At 60.3% G+C, this 20657-nt stretch carries 9 protein-coding genes; 6 read left to right on the top strand and 3 right to left on the bottom strand.

Annotated elements, in window-relative coordinates; all coding sequences use genetic code 11:
* The first annotated feature begins 128 nt into the window (after positions 1–128).
* From AC3IP0_RS18805 to AC3IP0_RS18785, 5 genes are all read left to right on the top strand, one after another.
* Positions 129–11354, top strand: a complete 11226-nt coding sequence (locus AC3IP0_RS18805; RefSeq protein ID WP_489325616.1) for a peroxidase family protein — start codon at positions 129–131, stop codon at positions 11352–11354.
* A gap of 50 nt (positions 11355–11404) precedes the next feature.
* On the top strand, positions 11405–12115 hold the full coding sequence (locus AC3IP0_RS18800; protein WP_489325615.1) for a hypothetical protein: 711 nt from the start codon (positions 11405–11407) through the stop codon (positions 12113–12115).
* A gap of 684 nt (positions 12116–12799) precedes the next feature.
* Positions 12800–13447, top strand: a complete 648-nt coding sequence (locus AC3IP0_RS18795) for a hypothetical protein (protein WP_489316537.1) — start codon at positions 12800–12802, stop codon at positions 13445–13447.
* Between the two features lie 267 nt (positions 13448–13714).
* On the top strand, positions 13715–15754 hold the full coding sequence (locus AC3IP0_RS18790; protein WP_489325614.1) for an oxidoreductase: 2040 nt from the start codon (positions 13715–13717) through the stop codon (positions 15752–15754).
* A gap of 69 nt (positions 15755–15823) precedes the next feature.
* Positions 15824–16750, top strand: coding sequence for a 1-aminocyclopropane-1-carboxylate deaminase/D-cysteine desulfhydrase (locus AC3IP0_RS18785; RefSeq protein ID WP_489316535.1), 927 nt, complete (start codon positions 15824–15826; stop codon positions 16748–16750).
* A gap of 48 nt (positions 16751–16798) precedes the next feature.
* Here AC3IP0_RS18785 and AC3IP0_RS18780 read toward each other — a convergent pair whose 3' ends face one another.
* The 3 genes from AC3IP0_RS18780 to AC3IP0_RS18770 form a co-directional block, all read right to left on the bottom strand.
* Positions 16799–17368, bottom strand: coding sequence for a cytochrome b (locus AC3IP0_RS18780; protein WP_489325612.1), 570 nt, complete (start codon positions 17366–17368; stop codon positions 16799–16801).
* Positions 17369–17551: 183 nt separating this feature from the next.
* Positions 17552–18379, bottom strand: coding sequence for a phosphonoacetaldehyde hydrolase (phnX, locus tag AC3IP0_RS18775; protein ID WP_489325611.1), 828 nt, complete (start codon positions 18377–18379; stop codon positions 17552–17554).
* Between the two features lie 156 nt (positions 18380–18535).
* Entirely contained in the window at positions 18536–19645 is a 1110-nt protein-coding gene (locus tag AC3IP0_RS18770; RefSeq protein ID WP_489325609.1) for a 2-aminoethylphosphonate--pyruvate transaminase, read from the bottom strand.
* Between the two features lie 109 nt (positions 19646–19754).
* Here AC3IP0_RS18770 and AC3IP0_RS18765 point away from each other — a divergent pair, with 109 nt between their 5' ends.
* Positions 19755–20615: a LysR substrate-binding domain-containing protein gene (locus AC3IP0_RS18765; protein ID WP_489325607.1), complete on the top strand. Its 861-nt coding sequence runs from the start codon at positions 19755–19757 to the stop codon at positions 20613–20615.
* Positions 20616–20657 lie beyond the last annotated feature (42 nt).

Here is a 20657-nt window from a genome sequence, read left to right as displayed (position 1 = left end):
GGGTCCCGGGTAACGCCAGCTCTCGCAAAAAAACATAACCAACAAACTGCGCAAGCCAGCACTTGACTTGGCGCGGGAGGATTTTCTCGTCCCGTGCCTTTACCCAGACATATCGAGGGCAATTCAAAATGGCCAATTTCAGCAAGTCGGACCTGGAGTTCATTCTCAAGCAAATCTTTATCGCAGAAGCGAACGCCGACGGCGCCAGCCTCATTGATTTGCTTCCCAATACCCAGGTGCCGTTCGGCCTGCGTACCGTCGATGGCAGCTTTAACAACCTGGTCACCGGCCAGAGTGAGTTTGGCGCCGCGGACAGTGCCTTCCCGCGCCTGCTCGATCCTTCCTTCCTATCGGCGGCATACGCCGGAACAGGGACGGTGATCGACCCGCAACCACGAATTATCAGTAACCTGGTCGTCGACCAGACCGCCAACAACCCGGCGGCCTATGCCTCAGCGTTCGACCCGGGCCTGGATGGTGTGCTCAACTTCGGCACTGTGGGTAATGACGACGTACTCAAGGATGGCGTACAGATAGTCACCAGCCCCGGACTGGATGGAGTGTTCGGCACGGCTGATGACAAGGACGTGTTCTTCATGCCCAACGTGTCGCCGGACGTCGGCCTCACCGCCAGCTTCAACTCGTGGATGACCTTCTTCGGCCAGTTCTTCGACCACGGTCTCGACCTGGTCACCAAGAGCACTACCGACGTCGTGTTCATTCCGCTGCAGGCGGACGATCCGCTGTTCGTACCGGGCAGCCCGACCAACTTCATGGTGCTGTCGCGTGCAGTGCATACTGCCGGCGCGGACGGCGTAGTCGGCACGGCCGATGATGGCCAGACCAATACCACCTCGCCGTTCGTCGACCAGAGCCAGACCTACAGCTCGCACCCGTCGCATCAGGTGTTCCTGCGTGAATACGTACTCAACGCGGCAGGCGATCCTGTTGCAACGGGACGCTTGATTACCAATCGCGACCTCGGCCCGGATGGCCGGTTCGGCACGGCCGATGATGGCGACGGCGAAAATGGCGGCATGGCGACCTGGGCAGTGGTCAAGGCCCAGGCCCGTGACATTCTGGGCATCAACCTGACTGACGCCGATGTGCACAACGTGCCATTGCTGGCAACCGATGCGTACGGCAACTTCATCCGCGGGCCGAACGGCATGCCGCAGGTGGTGATTCGCATCAGTAACGGTGCTGACGGCATCGCCGGGACGGCTGATGACGTCACTCAACTGGTCGAAGGCAACCTGGCAGCTCCCATCAGTCTGGCCAGTGCCGTGAGCACCGGGCATGGTTTCCTCGACGACATCGCCCACAATGCCGCGCCGGTAGTCGTCGGCGGGGTTCTGCAGGCGGATGCTGACATCGCTATCGGCAATGCGCAGCCTGTTGGCCCTGGCGGCAACAACCTGACCTATGACAATGAACTGCTCGATGCCCACTATATTGCCGGTGATGGCCGGGCGAACGAGAACATTGGCCTGACCACCGTGCACCACGTGTTCCACTCCGAGCACAACCGCCTGGTCCAGCAATCCAAGGACACCATCATTGCCTCCGGCGACCTGGCCTTCCTCAATGAGTGGCTGGTGGACGACGTGGCTGCAATTCCGACTACACCTGCCGAGATTGCGGCATTGGTGTGGGATGGCGAACGCCTGTTCCAGGCCGCCAAGTTCGGCACCGAAATGCAGTACCAACACCTGGTGTTCGAAGAGTTCGGGCGGACCATTCAGCCGCAGATCGACGAATTCCTTGCACCCAGCGGGTATGACACCTCGATCAATCCGGCAATCCTCGCCGAGTTCGCCCACGTGGTGTACCGCTTCGGTCACTCGATGTTGACCGAAACTGTCGATCGCTTCGATCCCGCATTCAATCCGCTGCTCACTGACCCGACCAACCCGGACTCGCAACTGGGTCTGATCGCGGCCTTCCTCAACCCTCTGGCGTTCGCCAGCAGCGGGTTGACTGCGGACCAGGCGGCAGGGGCGATCATTCGCGGTGTAACCCGCCAGGTCGGCAACGAAATCGATGAGTTCGTCACCGAAGCGTTGCGCAACAACCTGCTCGGTCTGCCGCTCGATTTGCCGGCCCTGAACCTGGCACGTGGTCGCGACACGGGCATCCCCACCTTGAATGAGGCACGCCGGGAGTTCTACGCATCAACCGGTGACAGCCAACTCAAGCCGTATATCAGCTGGGCTGACCTGGCAGACAGCCTCAAGCACCCCGAGTCGCTGGTCAACTTCATCGCGGCCTATGGTACGCATAGCACGATCACGGCGGCGCTCACACTGGCAGACAAACGCGCTGCAGCCCTGGCGCTGGTATTGGGTGGTGTGGGTTCGCCGGCTGACCGCCTGGACTTCCTCAACAGCACCGGTGCCTACGCCAACGTAACGCAGGCCGGCGCAGATGGGGTACTGGGTACTGCGGACGACCTGACCGGTGTGACGGTCACGGGTGTCGACGACATCGACTTCTGGGTCGGTGGCCTCGCCGAACAGAAGATGCCGTTCGGCGGCATGCTCGGCTCGACCTTCAACTTCGTGTTTGAAACCCAGATGGAGGCGTTGCAGAACGGCGACCGCTTCTACTATCTGTCGCGTACCGCGGGCCTGAACTTCGGCACCGAGTTGGAAAACAACTCCTTTGCCAAGCTGATCATGCTCAACACCGATGTCACCCACCTGTCGAATACCGTGTTCCTGACGCCGACGTTCACCCTCGAGGTGGATCCGACCGCTCAGTTCACCGGCCTTGGCGTGGACGGCCGCGCCGATCCGACCGGCGGCATCATGATCAACGGCGTGGAAGTCGTGTCGCTGGTGATTCGCGATAACCCCGACACCGTGGGGCCGGACGCCAATTATCTGAAGTACACCGGTGAAGACCATATCGTCATGGGCGGCACCGCTGGCAATGACATCATCATTTCCGGTGAAGGCGATGACACCCTTTACGGCGACGCCGGTAACGACCTCCTCGAAGGCGGTGCCGGTAACGATGCGGTACTGGGCGGCGCGGGCGATGACATCATCAGCGACTCGTTCGGTGACAACCGTCTGGAAGGTAACGACGGTAACGATGTGATCGTGGCTGGCAGCATGCTGGTTGGTGGCAACCTGATCCTGGGTGGCGATGGCCAGGACTTCATCATCACCACTGAAGACATCTCCCTGACCTTCGGCGGTCAGGGTGACGACTTCATCCTGGGTGCCAAGACCAACCTGCCGGCTACCGGTGGTGAAGGTGATGACTGGATCGAAAAGGGCACCCAGGACGGTGCGCCTGGCGATAACGCCTCGCCGTTGCTCAATGACGATGTGATCGGCAACGACATCTTTACTGGTGGTGGCGGCTTCGACGAAATGCTCGGCGAGGGTGGCGATGACATCTTCGTTGGCAGCGATGCCCAGGACAAGATGGACGGCATGTCCGGCTTCGACTGGGTGACCTACAAGAACGACAGAGTCGGCGTGACCGCCGACCTGAGCATGGCCGCGCTGGCGCAGCCCCACGGCAACACGCCAAACCAGAATGCCGGCGTATTTAATCCGGTCGGTGCCTCGCCTGCCTCGATTCTTGACCGTTTTGCCGAGGTCGAGGGCTTGTCCGGTTCGAGCTTCGGCGATGTGCTCAGGGGCGATAATGTCAATGCGGACACCATCATCAACCACGGTGGTACCACGGGCAGTGCGCTGACCAATGTCGCATTGATCCGCGGACTGGACCAGTTCCTGGCCGATGCCGGTCTGCCGGTCACCGGCTTTGCCACTGGCAACATCATCCTCGGCGGTGATGGCAGCGACCTGATCGAGGGCCGCGGTGGCGATGACCTGATCGACGGCGACAAATGGATCAACGTCAGGATTGCCGTTTATGACCCGGCTGACGTCAACCATGTCGGCCCCGAAATCGCCTCCTTCGACAGCATGGTCGATATGATCCCGCTCATGCTGGACCGCACCTATAACCCTGGTCAGCTCAAGGCCGTGCGGGAAGTCATGCCCGGCACCTCGACTGGCGGGGCGGCCTTCGACACCGCCATTTTCTCCGGGCTTGAAGCCGAGTATGCGGTGACTGTCGACGACCGTGGCACGGACGATGTGACGGACGATGTCTGGACAGTGGCAGATAGCGTGGTGGGTCGCGACGGCACCGATACCCTGCTGAATATCGAACGCCTGCAGTTCGCCGATAACCAGCAAGTGCTGGTGGCGGGGCTCAATGCCCAACCGGATGGCAGTCCGACTGTTGCGGATGGCAACGGCGGCGCGATCACGGTGGGCGATATACTGACTGTCAGTGTTGCCGGGGTGACCGATGACGACAACGTCGCGGCGGGTAATCCGCAGGGGTTGATCACCAACTCCTCGGTATCCTACGTCTGGCAGTTCGAGGCCGATCCAGGCACTGGCGTATTCGAGGACATCATCCTGTTGCCGGCAGGCGACCTGGCGTTCCAGAGTGCCGACGGCACTGCGTTCAAGGTCTCTCCTGACCTCGCCGGGTTGTCGTTGCGGGTCAAGGCGATCTATCAGGACGGTCACGGTACCACGGAGATCCTGTTCTCCACGCCGACGGCTGCGATCGTTGCCGGTGCACCGGTTACGCCAACGGCGCAGGTACCTGTTGTCGATGCCACTGCGGGTGGCGCAGGCCTGCATATGGTCCGCTCCGACCTCAACTTCATTCTTGACCAGATCAAGATTGCCGAGGCGGATGCGGCCGGTCAGGACATCCTCTCGCTGATCCCGAATATCCGCGCGCCGCTGGGCCTGCGTACGGTCGACGGGTCAAACAACAACCTGATGAACCTCAACGGCATTAACAACACCGAGTTTGGTGCCGCCGATAACGTCTTTCCACGCTTGACCGATCCGGTCTTCAATCCGGCGGAAGGGGGAACGTCGTATACGCAGAACAGCGGCCTTGTGATTGACTCGCAGCCGCGCACCATCAGTAACCTGATCGTCGACCAGACGGCGAACAACCCGGCGGCCTATGCCACGGCTTTCGACCCGGGCCTGGACGGTGTGCTCAACTTCGGCGCGGTGGGTAACGACGACGTGCTCAAGGAAGGCGTACAGATTGTTGCCAGCCCCGGGCTGGATGGTCAGTTCGGTACTGCCGATGATCACGATGTGTACTTTTTCGAGAACACCACGGCAGATGCGGGATTGTCCGCGCCGTTCAACGCCTGGATGACGTTCTTCGGGCAGTTCTTCGATCATGGTCTGGACCTGGTCACCAAAGGTGGTTCGGGCACCGTCTTCATTCCGCTTCAGCCGGATGATCCACTCTTTGTTCCAGGTAGCCCGACGAACTTCATGGTCCTGACCCGGGCGACCAACCTGCCAGGGGCGGATGGCGTTCTTGGCACCGCCGACGACATCCATGAACACACCAACACCACCTCGCCGTTCGTGGACCAGAACCAGACCTATAGCTCGCATCCGTCGCACCAGGTGTTCCTGCGCGCTTATCAGATGACCGACAGCGGCCCCGTAGCGACCGGCAGGCTGATCACCAACCGTGATCTGGGTGTGGATGGCACGTTTGGTACCGTGGACGACGTCGAAATTGGTGGCATGGCGACCTGGAAGGTGGTCAAGGCGCAAGCCCGCGACATCCTGGGTATCAACCTTACCGATGCCGATGTCGACAACGCCCCGCTGTTGGCGACTGACGCCTATGGCAACTTCATCAAGGGGCCGAACGGCTTCCCGATGGTGGTGATGACAGGGGATGACGGTATTGGTGGCACGGCGGATGACGTCCTTGTCGAAGGCAATCCGCTTGCTCCACTTGACCTGACCAATGCTGTGCGCACCGGTCACCAGTTCCTCGTCGACATCGCCCACAATGCCGTGCCGGTAATCGTCGGCGGGGTTCTGCAGGCGGATGCCGACACCGCTGTCGGCAATGCGCAGCCCGTTGGCCCGGGGGGCAACAACCTGACCTATGACAACGAACTGCTCGACGCTCACTACATGGCTGGCGACGGCCGGGTCAACGAAAACATCGGCCTGACCGCGGTGCATGCGATCTTCCACTCCGAGCACAACCGTCTGGTCCAGCAAACCAAGGACACCGTGCTCGATTCGGGTGACGTGGCCTTCCTCAACGAGTGGCTGCTCACTCCGGTGGCTGCATTGCCAACCACCCAGGCCGAGTTCGATGCGCTGCTGTGGAATGGCGAGCGCTTGTTCCAGGCTGCCAAGTTCGGTACTGAGATGCAGTACCAGCACCTGGTGTTCGAGGAGTTTGCGCGGACCATCCAGCCCAACATCGACCTGTTCTTCGCACCGACCCAGGTCTACGACGTCGACCTCGATGCCTCGATCGTCGCCGAGTTCGCCCACACCGTGTACCGGTTTGGCCACTCGATGCTGACCGAGACCGTCGATCGCTACGATATCGACTTCAACGTGGTGAGCGATCCGAACAGTGCTGATCCTACTCAGCAGTTGGGCCTGATCGCGGCGTTCCTCAACCCGTTGGCGTACGCCGCCAGTGGCGTGTCGCCAGAGGATGCGACCAGTGCGATCATACGTGGGGTGACTCGGCAAGCCGGTAACGAAATCGACGAGTTCGTCACCGAGGCGCTGCGCAATAACCTGCTCGGCCTGCCGCTCGACCTGCCGGCGATCAACATCGCCCGTGGCCGCGACGTGGGGATTCCCTCACTCAACGCGATCCGCCGCGACATCTACAGCCAGACCGGTGATACCCAACTCAAGCCGTACACCAGCTGGGTCGATCTGGTGCAGTACCTCAAACATCCGGAGTCGTTGATCAACTTCATCGCGGCCTATGGCACGCATGACACGATCACGGCGGCGACCACGCTGGAAGGCAAACGCGCTGCAGCTCTGGCGCTGGTATTCGGTGGTGTGGGGGCGCCGGCTGACCGCCTGGACTTCCTCAACAGCACCGGTGCTTTTGCCAACGTAACGCTGGCCGGCAGCGATGGGGTACTGGGTACTGCCGACGACCTGAGGAACGTGACGATCACGGGCGTCGATGCCATCGACCTCTGGATCGGCGGCCTGGCCGAACAGAAAACCCCGTTCGGCGGCATGCTCGGCTCGACCTTCAACTTCGTGTTCGAGAACCAGCTGGAAAAACTGCAGGACGGCGACCGCTTCTACTACCTGGAGCGTACCGCTGGCCTGACGATGAATGCCGAGCTTGAAAGCAACTCGTTCGCCAAGCTGATCATGGCCAACACCTCGGCCACTCACTTGCCGGGCCTGGTGTTCTCGGATCCGGGGTTCTATCTGGAAGTGGACCAGGGCAGGCAATTCAACGAAGGTCTGCTCTCCGTCGATCCGCTCGGCCCGAACGGCGAGCAGGTGGTGTTCCGCGACAACCCGCTGACCGTGGGGGCGGACACCAACTACATCAAGTACACAGGTGACGAGCACATCGTGCTGGGTGGCACCGACAACGCAGACATCCTCATCTCCAGTGAAGGCGATGACACGGTCTGGGGTGATGGCGGCAACGATCGCATCGACGGCGGTGCCGGCAACGACCAGCTGCGCGGTGGCGCCGGCGACGACATCATTACCGACACCGGCGGCGACGATAACCTCCAGGGTGGCGACGGCAATGACGTGCTGCACGGAGGCAACGGCGTCAACCTGCTCATTGGCGGGTTCGGCAACGACTTCATCATTACCGGTGAGGACGCCTCCGAGGCCATTGGTGGCCAGGGCAATGACTTTATCCTGGGCAGCAAAGCCAACGAACAGGACATGGGTAACGAAGGCGACGACTGGATCGAGAAGGGCACCTCGGACGGTGCGCCTGGCGACAACTTCGATCCGCTGGGCAACGACCCGGTCATCGGTCACGATGTCTACATCGGCGCCAGCGAGAACGATAAGTTCAACGGCGAAGGCGGTGACGACATCATGGTCGGCAGTCTCGGCTTCGGTGATCGCTATATCGGCGGCTCGGGCTATGACTGGGCGACCTTCAAGGGGCTGGCCCAAGGCGTGAGCGTCGATTTCAGCGACCGCTTCTTCGATGTGCCACCGATGCCGGGTTCAGGAGCCTCGGCGCTGGTGCGTTTCGACATCATGGAAGGTCTGTCGGGCTCGTCCCACGGTGACTTCCTGCGCGGCGATAGCACAGATGCGACATCGCTACCTACCGCGGGTGCAACCGGCAGTGTGCTGACCAACATCAGCCTGATCAACGGTCTGGCGGCTCTGCTGCCAGCCGGAGCGACGTTCTTCGACGGCGGTAACATCATCCTCGGTGGCAGCGGCAGCGACCTCATCGAAGGTCGCGGTGGTGACGACATCATCGACGGTGACAAGTGGCTGAACGTACGCATCAGCGTACGGGCAAACGCTGATGGCACCGGCGCGGAAATCGCCACGTTCGACAGCATGGAACCGTTGGTGCCGTTCATGCTCAACGGTACCTACAACCCGGGCCAACTGGTCATCGTGCGGGAGATTCTGACCGGCACTGACAACTTCGATACTGCGTTGTATTCCGGTAATGCGTCGGAGTACACGGTCGCTGTCGAAGGCAACGCCGTCATCGTGACCGACCTGGTGGCCGGGCGTGATGGCGTCGATCGCCTGACGGGCATCGAGCGCCTGCAGTTCGCTGACCAGGCGCAGGCCTCCGGTGTTGGCACCGTCTTGAACAGTGCTCCTGTGGGGCGTCTGGCGATCCTCGATGCTACCACTGGTGCGCGTGAAGAGACTCCTGTCGCCGGCCAACTGCTGCGCGTCAGCAGTCAGTCGATACGCGACGCGGACAGCGTCAGTGCGGCCAATCCGACCGGCGCGGTTACCGGTCCCGTGTCTTACTACTGGCAGGTCGAAAACATCCCGGGTTCGGGCGTCTTTGAAGACATCACCGTTATCGCCGCCGGTGAGGCATCGCGGGCGACGGGCACCACCTATCGGGTGGCGGATGATGTCGCCGGTCTGAACATCCGCGTTCGCGCGGTGTATCAGGATGGCAATAGTACGCTGGAGTTCGTCGACTCGTCGGGGAACAACGCACCGACCGCTGGGCCGGGGATCCTCGGGCTTCCGGTGCAGAACCAGGTGTTGACCGCCGACCTGTCGACCATCGTCGACGTCGATGGCCTCAGCAATCCGCAGTTCACCTTCCAGTGGCAGGAGACCAATGGGGTCACCTTCGTCGACATCGTGGGAGCCACCGCCAGTACGTTCACGCTTGGCCAGGCTCAGGTCGGCGATCAGGTGCGCGTGGTGGTCAGTTACGTGGATGACTTCGGTGCGGCCGAAAGCGTTGCGTCCGACGCCACGGCGCCGGTGGGCAACGTCAACGATGCACCGACAGGCGCATTGCTGGTCAGTGATACGACACCGACTCAAGGGCAGGTGCTGACCGCGCTGACGGCCGGGATTGCCGATCCGGACGGGTTGGGCACATTCAGCTATCAATGGCAGCAAGGTACCGGGACTACCTTCACCAACATCGCTGGCGCAACGGGCGTGAACTTCACTCCTGGCGCGGCGCAGATCAACCAGCAAATCCGGGTGATCGCGCGCTACACCGATGGCTTCGGCACACTGGAATCGGTGACCTCTGCGGCGACGGCGCTGGTAGTGCTGCTGGGGGCGGTGCAAACGGGCGACGCCTTGGCGAACACCCTCAACGGTACCGCGGGTAGCGATGTGCTGTTTGGCCTGGGCGGGAACGATACGCTCAATGGCCTGGGCGGTGTCGACCAGTTGTTTGGCGGCACTGGCGACGACGTTCTTAATGGCGGGGACGGCGACGACTTCCTCAATGGCGAGGAAGGCAACGACGTGCTCGATGGCGGAGCGGGTAATGACCAGATGCTGGGCGGAATCGGCAACGATACCTACCGCATCGATTCAGCCGGCGACGTGCTGGTCGAGTTGACGGGTGAGGGTCAGGACTCCATACAGACCTCGCTGGCCAGCTTTACACTGGGCGCCAACGTCGAGCATCTGCTCTACCTTGGAGCGGCCAACTTCGCCGGCACCGGCAATGCGTTGAACAACGTCATCACCGGTGGGGCGGCTAATGACACCCTCAACGGCGGTGATGGCAACGACACATTGATGGGTGGCGCCGGCAATGACGTTCTCATTGGCGGTGCGGGTAATGACGCGATGGTCGGCGGAGCCGGCAACGATACCTTCCGCGTCGATTCAGCCGGGGACCTGGTGGGCGAGGCGGCGGGTGAGGGTGCGGATTCCGTACAGACGACGCTGGCCAGCTACACACTGGGCGCCAATGTCGAGCATCTGCTCTACCTCGGAACCGGCAATTTCGTCGGCAACGGCAACGCGTCGAATAACGTCATGACTGGTGGGGTGGGTAATGACACCCTCAACGGCGGTGACGGCAACGACACCTTGGTGGGTGGCGCCGGCAACGATGTCCTGACTGGCGGTGCGGGTAATGACGCGATGGTCGGCGGAGCCGGCAACGATACCTTCCGCGTCGACTCAGCCGGGGATCTGGTGGTCGAGTTGGCGGGTGAGGGTGCGGATTCCGTACAGACCACGCTGGCAAGCTACACACTGGGCACCAATGTCGAGCATCTGCTCTACCTCGGAACCGGCAATTTCGTCGGCAACGGCAACGCGTCGAATAACGTCATGACTGGTGGGGTGGGTAATGACACCCTCAACGGCGGTGACGGCAACGACACCTTGGTGGGTGGCGCCGGCAACGATGTCCTGACTGGCGGTGCGGGTAATGACGCGATGGTCGGCGGAGCCGGCAACGATACCTTCCGCGTCGATTCAGCCGGGGACCTGGTGGGCGAGTTGGCGGGTAGCGGTGCGGATTCGGTACAGACGTCGTTGTCCAGTTACACACTGGGTGTCAATGCCGAGCATCTGCTCTACACCGGCGTCGGCAACTTCGTTGGCACCGGCAACGCGTCGAACAACGTCATCACCGGTGGGGTGGGTAATGACGCCCTCAACGGCGGCGCCGGCAACGACACATTGCTGGGTGGTGCCGGCAACGACGTCATCAATGGCGGTGCCGGTAACGATAGTGTTGCCGGCGGTGCTGGCAACGACACGTTGGTTGCCACTGCTGGCGACGATGTCTTCGTGTTCGCAGCGGGCTTCGACAACGATCGGATCATCGGCTTCGATGCCAACGCGGCGGGAGGTCAGGATCTGCTCAATTTCACCGCGCTCAACATCACGGCTGCGACCTTTGGCAGCAGTGTCAACCTCGTTGATCTCGGTGCGGATACGTTGCTCAACTTCGGTGCTGGCTCCATCACCCTGGTAGGTGTGGGCGATCCAAACACCGTCTCGGCCTCAGACTTCATTCTGGCCACTTGAGGTCCTGGTCAGTACTGTCGCAAGGAGCGTGGACAGCGGAGGGGAGGGCAATGGATGCCCTCCCTTTCTCCTTCCATTCAATTGCCCATTGGCTATCGGGGTGCCAGCAGCGTACTGGAACTCATCAAAGCAGGTTGGAACCGAACTGCGAAATCAAAGAATCAATGGAAAAAGGAAACCCGGCCTTGAACATTTCAGCCATCTGCCTCTTGAGCAGCCTATTGGTTTCGGTCACGGCTTCTGCTACCGGGGTTAATCCGGTGTTCGACCTGGATTTCACCAGGTCAGCCACGGAAACGCTGAAAAAACTGGACATCAACGACGCTTGTATTATCGCCATCTCAAGTCCTGCTGCGTTTACGTTCTGCCGAGAAGGATCATCAACGCTCTGGAAGTATCAGGCGCTGGATCTGGAGCAACAGGCGCTGATCCAGATTGGCCAAAAGCGGTCTTCGGCGGACTATCAGCAAATAACCCTTGTGGAAGTCGATAGCGTTGCTTGCGAACAGGATCACCTTGTGGAAATGGTTAAACCGGCTATCAGGCATGGACTTGTCCTCGGTCTGATCACCCTGTTTCTGCTGGCCGGCCTGCGATATACCTACCGGGCAATCATGCATAGCTTTTATGGCCAGGCCGGTTTTTCGAAGCCCGGTTTACAGCGATTGGGCGAATCCCGGTCAATGCAAAATTCAACGGTAATGGCGTTGGCCGCATGGGGTATCGTGGCAGCCACGGCATTTGTTTACTTCGGTTTTTGAACATGATCACAATTAGTGGATGTGTCGTTTCAAGGCGTTCGCCATTCGATGTACTTTGACTGCATGCAGTTTCATTCGCTGACGACTGATTGACTTGGTTAATATCCTGTTAGTTTCAGTTGATCCTGCGTTGCTGTCTGCCTGAAAGGGTGGCTGGATCACCGCGAAATCCGCAGTTGAAGTTTGCTCTGGATGAGAGTCGCTCGCTATTGCGCGGGTTGTGAGATGTATAACAACTAGCGGATCCAATATGCAATTGTCGAAGTGCAACTAGTCAAGCAGGCCAGTTGTCGTGGGCAATAGCGCGGAAGTTGACTCATTACTGTCGCGTCAGGCGAACTTGCGCTACGCACCGTTTGTCGGTGGCTTGTGCGAAAAATGAACATTGTAGCGTCTGTGGCCTCTGATCATTGAGCACGTCAGCCATGACCTGCCCCCGCGATTGCAAAAAAAGAAGTGGAAATAGAATCTCAAGTGCAGTGAATGCAAATGGGGGTTTTATCTGAAACTCAGGGAGGTGATAAACCAGTCGGTCATTGATTCGCAAGGTGAGTCAATGAGGTTTACAGTGCCGAGTCCATGATTTGGCTTATCTTTTAGAAGTAAGGTCGTACAGGATTTTTAATAATTAAAGATTCTGTCAAGTGGTCGATCCGTACTCTCGAATAAGGTGGAGAAAATACCGTGGCGATAAATACCATTATGAGTCTGCTGGAAAATAAGGAATTCCTGGAGTTTTTGCGTCTGGGTGTTATTTACGTTCATTTGGTGGCGTGTTGTGTGGCCATCGGGCTGGTGTTGACCAGTGATGTTGCGATGGTCAGGGATCTTTTAAAACGGAAAGTATTTACTGAGCATGATAATGCTCACATGGAAAGTCTTCAAAGGTCTGTCATCGTTGCACTAATAGCGCTGTGGGTAACGGGCATCGCTGTCGTCGGTATCGATTACCTGGAAAAAGGTGTCGAGTACTTCATGAATCCAAAGCTTCAAGCCAAAGTCATTATTGTGGCGTTGCTGACTTATAACGGCATCTTGCTGCATCGCCTGGTATTGCCGGCCCTGCAAAAGGCAGGCTCCTTGCTCAATCTCGGATTCAGTGCACGAATGCTGGCGTTGGCCTGCGGGTCGTTGTCGGCAGTTTCCTGGATGTATGCCGCCCTGCTGGGTGTCGGGCGTCCTTTGGCCTGGAAGTATTCCCTTTCCGAACTGTTGATGGCTTATCCGGTGCTGATTGCGTTCGGGTTCCTGACGATGCTGGTGCTGACTCAGCGAGCGAAACAACAGGACGACTACGTTGCGCCTGCGCGGGCAGTAGCAAGCGCATGCTAAGCCGGTTCTGCGCGTAAATCTTGCGGGCTTGTCCAGAGCCCGAAAGGAAGCGGCCTTCTGGGTGCAGATTTCAATCCGGACCTGCACCGCAAGGTCGTTTTTGTTTTGAATCATTCCCGGTTGGCCAAAGTTTCTGCACATTTCGATCAATAATTTGTCAGTTACGGTCATTGAGGGATGGCGGTGCGACTCTTAGTCTGTCGAACATGACTGATGGGGGCCGTAGAGCTCCTGCACTTTTCGTGATCGCTCGATGTGGAGTTACCGATGACCGCCGCTCAATACCCGCACCTGCTGGCTCCGCTGGACCTGGGGTTCACCACGCTGCGCAATCGCACCCTGATGGGGTCGATGCACACTGGCCTTGAAGAAAAACCGGGTGGTTTCGAGCGCATGGCGGCGTACTTTGCCGAGCGTGCCCGTGGCGGTGTCGGCCTGATGGTCACCGGCGGTATCGGCCCGAACGAAGAGGGTGGCGTGTATTCCGGCGCGGCCAAGCTGACGACCGAAGAAGAGGCGCTCAAGCACCGTATCGTCACCCGTGCCGTGCATGACGCGGGCGGCAAGATCTGCATGCAGATTCTCCATGCCGGTCGTTATGCCTACAGCCCGAAACAGGTTGCGCCCAGCGCGATCCAGGCGCCGATCAACCCGTTCAAGCCAAAAGAGCTGGACGAGGAAGGCATCGAGAAGCAGATCAGCGATTTCGTCACCTGCTCGGTACTGGCGCAAACCGCCGAGTACGACGGCGTGGAAATCATGGGCTCCGAAGGTTATTTCATTAACCAGTTCCTCGCCGCTCACACCAACCACCGCACCGACCGCTGGGGCGGCAGCTACGAAAATCGTATGCGCCTGCCGGTGGAGATCGTCCGTCGCGTGCGTGAAGCGGTAGGCCCGAACTTCATCATCATTTTCCGCCTGTCGATGCTCGACCTGGTCGAAGGTGGCAGCACCTGGGAAGAAATCGTGCAGTTGGCCAAGGCCATCGAGCAGGCCGGTGCGACCATCATCAACACCGGTATCGGCTGGCACGAAGCGCGGATTCCGACCATCGCCACCAAAGTGCCGCGCGCGGCCTTCAGCAAGGTCACGGCCAAGCTGCGTGGTTCGGTCAATATTCCGCTGATCACCACCAACCGTATCAATACCCCGGAAGTCGCCGAGCAGATCCTGGCCGAGGGCGATGCCGACATGGTGTCCATGGCGCGGCCGTTCCTCGCCGACCCGGATTTCGTCAACAAGGCCGCTGAAGGTCGCGCCGATGAAATCAACACCTGCATCGGTTGCAACCAGGCCTGCCTCGATCACACCTTCGGCGGCAAGCTGACCAGTTGCCTGGTCAACCCGCGTGCCTGCCACGAAACCGAGCTCAACTATCTGCCGGTGCAGCAACTGAAGAAAATCGCCGTGGTCGGTGCCGGCCCGGCCGGTTTGTCTGCCGCGACCGTGGCCGCCGAGCGTGGCCATCAGGTGACGCTGTTCGATTCGGCCAGCGAAATCGGCGGTCAGTTCAACATCGCCAAGCGCGTTCCGGGCAAGGAAGAGTTCTACGAAACCATTCGCTATTTCAACCGAAAATTGCAGACCACCAACGTCGAGGTGTGCCTGAACACCCGAGTCGACGTGGCCAAACTGGTCGAAGGCGGCTACGACGAGATCATTCTGGCCACCGGCATTGCGCCGCGCGTGCCGGCAATTCCAGGGGTGGAAAACGCCAAGGTGCTGAGCTACCTGGACGTGATCCTGGAGCGCAAACCGGTTGGCAAGCGCGTCGCGGTGATTGGTGCCGGGGGAATCGGTTTCGACGTCTCCGAGTTCCTTGTGCATGAAGGCGTCGCCACCAGTCAGGATCGCGCCGCGTTCTGGAAGGAGTGGGGCATCGATACGCACCTTGAAGCACGCGGCGGTGTCGCTGGTATCAAGGCCGCGCCCCATGCCCCGGCCCGCGAGGTATTCCTGCTGCAACGCAAGAAATCCAAGGTCGGTGATGGCCTGGGCAAGACCACTGGCTGGATTCATCGTACCGGCCTGAAGAACAAGCAGGTGCAGATGCTCAACAGCGTTGAATACCTGAAGATCGACGACGAAGGCCTGCACATCCGCATCGGCGAAACCGGCGAACCTCAGGTGCTGCCGGTGGACAACATCGTGATTTGCGCCGGGCAGGATCCGCTGCGCGAGTTGCATGACGGCCTGGTGTCGGCAGGGCAGAACGTGCACTTGATCGGCGGCGCGGATGTCGCGGCAGAACTGGATGCCAAGCGGGCGATCAATCAGGGTTCGCGGTTGGCGGCGCAGTTGTAACTCACATCGTTTGGGTTCACAGCACAAGTCGGCTGTTAAGATGCCGGATCTTTCCATAGATCCGGCATCATGCTTTCTCCTTCAGACAATTGGCTTCTTCAAGCCCCCCTCGACCCCCTTCGCCTCGACTGGCTCACTCAATCCGGCATCGAAGTGGCGGTCCTGCGGCTGGACCAGATCGACCCGCTGATCAGCGGCAACAAATGGTTCAAGCTCATCGAACACTTGAAGACCGCCGACCGCCTGGGTGCCGAAGGCATCATCAGCCTGGGTGGCGCGCACTCCAATCACCTCCACGCGTTGGCGGCGGCGGGCAAGCGCTTCGGCTTTTCCACCGTCGGCCTGTTGCGCGGGCATCCTCAGCAAACCCCGACGGTCAAGGACTTGCAGGCGTTCGGCATGCAGTTGCACTGGCTGGGCTTCGCAGGTTATCGAGCGAGGCATGAAGCAGGCTTCTGGCAACCCTGGCAATCCCGCTACCCGACGTTGCATCCGGTGCCTGAAGGGGGAGGCGGTTTGCCTGGCGCCCTTGGTTGCATGCAACTGCGGGCCGGCGTTTGCGCGCAATTGGAGGGCTTGGGCTGGCGCGACTACGACGGCTGGTGGCTGGCCTGCGGAACCGGCACGACCCTGGCCGGCCTGGTGCTGGCCGAAGCGGGGGATCATCCGGTGTACGGTGCCCTGGCGGTGCCTGATAACCACGGGGTGGCGCAGCAGGTCGAGAGGATCGTGCAGGAAGCGGGTGTGATCGATGCGGCGTATGAGCTGTTCGAGGCCAGTCGCGGCGGTTTTGCCAAAGTTGACCCACTGCTGCTCGACTTTATCGAAAAGACAGAGCAGACCGGGAATATTCCATTGGAGCCGCTGTACACCGGTAAGGCACTCATGGCCCTCAAGCAACAAATCGCGGCGGGCAAGTTCGCCCGGGGTACGCGGCTGATCTTCGTCCACACGGGCGGCTTGCAGGGGCGGCGGGTATTTGACTCACAAGCCTGAAACGCACCGCAAATCAATGTGGGAGCGAGCTCGCTCCCACATTGGAATTCATTGGTCTGAGGAGTCGCGGTTCACGCGCTTGGGCATCATCCGCAGCAAGGTGTTATCGCCCACCACATAATGGTGATACAGCCCGGCTACGGCATGCAGGCCGATCAGCCAATAGCCGATAGTGCCGCCGAGCTCGTGCCAGTCCTGGAGTTGTTTGGCCAAGTCCTTGTTTTCCGCTACCAGCATCGGCAGGTCGATACCGTAGAACATCACCTGATTGCCTTTGGCGCTGGTGACCAGCCAGCCGAGAATCGGCGTGACGATCATGAAAATGTACAGCGCCCAGTGCATCAGCCTGGCCAGCGTCGTTTGCCAGTGCGGCGAGGCCGGGAAGATCTGCGGCGCCGGGCCGAGGCTGCGCGCGAACAATCGCAGCCAGACCAGAACGAATACGGTCAGGCCGAGCATGAAGTGTGATTCGACGATCAGCGTGCGCCCGCCACTGCCCTTGGGAAAGAGCCCGCGAAACTCGATACAGGCATAAACCAGCACCAGCAGGACCAGCATCAGCCAATGCAGCGCGATCGATACGGTGCTGTAGCGCGACTCGGAGTTTTTCCACGGCATAGGGTGTTCCTCAGAGGTCCGGTTTAAAGCCACCGTTCTTGTCCGACGGTGTGTTCTAACTGTAATCCTGTTTCACCGGGATTGCCTGAGGCGATTGGTCGCTGGATGCTCTGATTCGGGTAATGGACAGAGAAAAAACCTGTGGGAGCGAGCTCGCTCCCACAGGTGTATTACGGGGATTTATCAGCTCGACTGAGGCATTTCGCCGTTGGCCAGGCGCTTGTTGATGTCGGCGATCACTTCCGGCAGATCAGTGATGGTGTCGATCATGTAGTGCGGGCGCGAACCTTCGAACATCCCGTGGATGCGCTTGCGCTCGCTGTCCAGTTGGTCGCTGCCCAGGGCGCGATAGCCTTCGTAGTCCAGGCCCAGGGCGTTGCCCGAGCAGATCAGCGCCACGGTCCACATGCCCGCGCGGCGACCCTCGAGAATGCCTGGCACCGTGTCATCGATCTTCACGCACGCGGCGACATCGTCGATGCCCAGGGCGATGACGTTGGCCAGCGCCTGGGCGGGCCATGGGCGACCATTCGGGACTTCATCGGTGGCAACCACGTGATCGGCCACGTAGCCGTTGGTGGCGGCCAGTTCGACCACTTTGTCCATGACCTGTTTCGGGTAACCGGAGCAGGAGCCGATCCTGATCCCTTGCTGGCGCAGGTTGGCGATGGTCTCCAGCGCCCCGGGAATCAGCGCCGAGTGTTCGGCGATTTTTTCGATCTGCAGCGGCATGAAGCGCTGGTAGATGGCGGTCACGTCATCGTCGGTCGGCGTGCGGCCGAACACTTTACGGTAACGCTCTGCAACTTGCGGCTGATCGCACAGGGTACGGATGTGGTCCCACTTGCCCATGCCCATCGGGCCACGGGCCTCTTCGATGGACACCTGGACGTCGAACTCGGCGAAGGCCTCGACGAAAATCTGCGTCGGGGCGAAGGAGCCGAAGTCGACCACGGTGCCGGCCCAGTCGAGGATGGCGGCTTGCAGTTTGGTTGGGTTGGAGTAGTTCATGGCGTTTGGATTCCTGTGATATCGATCGATTCGGATATTCAGCTTTTCTGTGGGAGCGAGCTTGCTCGCGATAGCGGTCTTGCATTCAACATGTGTGTCGACTGACCAGGCCTCATCGCGAGCAGGCTCGCTCCTACAGGGGGATTGCGGTGTGGATCAGATTTCCAGCACTTCCATCTCGCGCAGTACTTCGCCAATCGCCGCCACGGCTTCGCGCATTTCGGCCGGTTGGACATGGCCGATGCAGCCGACGCGGAAGGTTTCGACCTGGGTCAGTTTGCCGGGGTAGAGGATGTAGCCCTTGGCCTTGACCCGCTCGTAGAATTCCTTGAATGCGTAGCGCGGATCTTTCGGGGCGTGGAAGGTGGCGATGATCGGCGCCTGAATCGCCGCTGGCAGGAAGCTGCGCAGCCCCAGTTTGCCCATCTCCTCCATCAATGCCTGGCAGTTGGCGGCGTAGCGTTCGTGTCGCGCCGGCAAGCCGCCTTCTTCGTTGTATTGCAGCAGGGCTTCGTGCAGCGCGGCGACCACATGGGTCGGCGGGGTGAAGCGCCACTGGCCGGTCTTGGCCATGTAGGCGTGCTGGTCCTGCAAGTCCATCGCCAGCGAATGCGAGTTACCGGCGGCGCTGGCCAGGGATTCTTTGCGAGCGAAGACAAAACCCATGCCCGGTACACCTTCCAGGCATTTGCCCGAGGCGGCGATCAGTGCGTCGAACGGCACTTGCTGTGCATCTACTGGCAGGGCACCGAAGGAGCTCATGGCGTCGATGATCAGGCGTTTGCCGTGATGCGCAATGACCTGCGCGATCTCCGGCAGCGGGTTGAGGATGCCGGTGCTGGTTTCGCAGTGAATCAGGGCGACATGGGTAATGTCTTGATCGGCACGCAGCAGGCGGTCGACGTCGGCGGCGGTGGTCGGCTCATCTTCAGCGGTTTCGAAGGTGCTGAAGGAGCGGCCCAGCACTTCGCAGATTTTCGCCAGGCGTTTGCCGTAGGCGCCGTTGATCAGTATCAGGATCTTGCCGTCCCGAGGCACCAGCGTGCCGATCGCCGCCTCGACCGCGAAGGTGCCGCTGCCTTGTAATGGCACGCAGTGGTGAGTGGCGGCGCCGTTGATGATCGCCAGCAGTTGCTCGCAGAGGCTGGCGGTCAGTTGATTGAAGCGGTCATCCCATGAACCCCAGTCAACCATCATTGCCTGACGGGTGCGGGCCGACGTGGTCAACGGGCCGGGGGTGAGCAGGATGGGTTCGGCAGTACTCATTCTCGTGTCCTCGCAATCGATGGGATGAAGCGTTGGTGCCTAAATTGCAATTTGCCGAGCTATCAATCAAATTGTTTGTTGTTATGCCAGCCATCAGTGAGGGTTATTAATGAACCTGTTTCAGCTCCGCGCCTTTGATGCCGTGGCCCGGGAAGGCAGCTTTACCCGGGCGGCGGCGCGGCTGTTCATCAGCCAGCCGGCGGTCACCGGGCACATCAAGGCCCTGGAGGAGCACTACCAGATCACCCTGCTGCGCCGCACCGCCCGACGCGTGGAACTGACGGAGGAGGGCACCAAGCTGGCGGCAATCACCCGGGCGATGTTCGGCCTGGCCGAAGAGGCGCAGGTGATGCTGGAGGCCAACCGGCAATTGCTGACCGGGCGCCTGGAGGTGGCGGCGGACGGTCCGCACATGGTCATGCCGATGCTCGCCAGCCTGCGTGCGCGCTATCCCGGGATCACGGTGAACCTGCGCCTGGGCAACGCTCAGGAAACCCTGGCGGCGCTGCTGTCCGAACATGCCGACGTGGCGGTGCTGACCGAGGTCGAGCCGCGCAAGGGCTTGCATCTGCAGGCGCTGAACGAATCACGGATTTGCGCGCTGGTGCCGGACGGGCATCCTTGGGCGCAGAAGACCAAAGGTGTGCAGCTCAAGGAGCTGGATCAGGTGATCATGGTGCTGCGCGAACCGAGTTCGATTACCCGGCGCACCTTCGATGAGGCGTGCGCCCAGGCCAGGGTCAATCCACGGGTGTTGCTGGAACTGGACAGCCGCGAAGCGGTGACCGAGGCGGTAGCCGCCGAACTAGGGGTGGGGGTGGTGTCATCGGTGGAGGTCAGTCACGATCCACGGGTGGCGGCGGTACCGATCATTGGCGAGGGGTTGGTGAATCGGCACATGATTGGCTGTATGGAACGGAGGCGGGATTTGCGACTGATACAGGCGTTTTTTGGGTTGGCACCGGTGTAGGAGCTGCCGAAGGCTGCGATCTTTTGATCTTCGCTTTTAAAA

The organism is Pseudomonas sp. GL_103, assembly GCF_057835175.1.
This window is presented reverse-complemented; position numbering and strand designations above follow the sequence as displayed.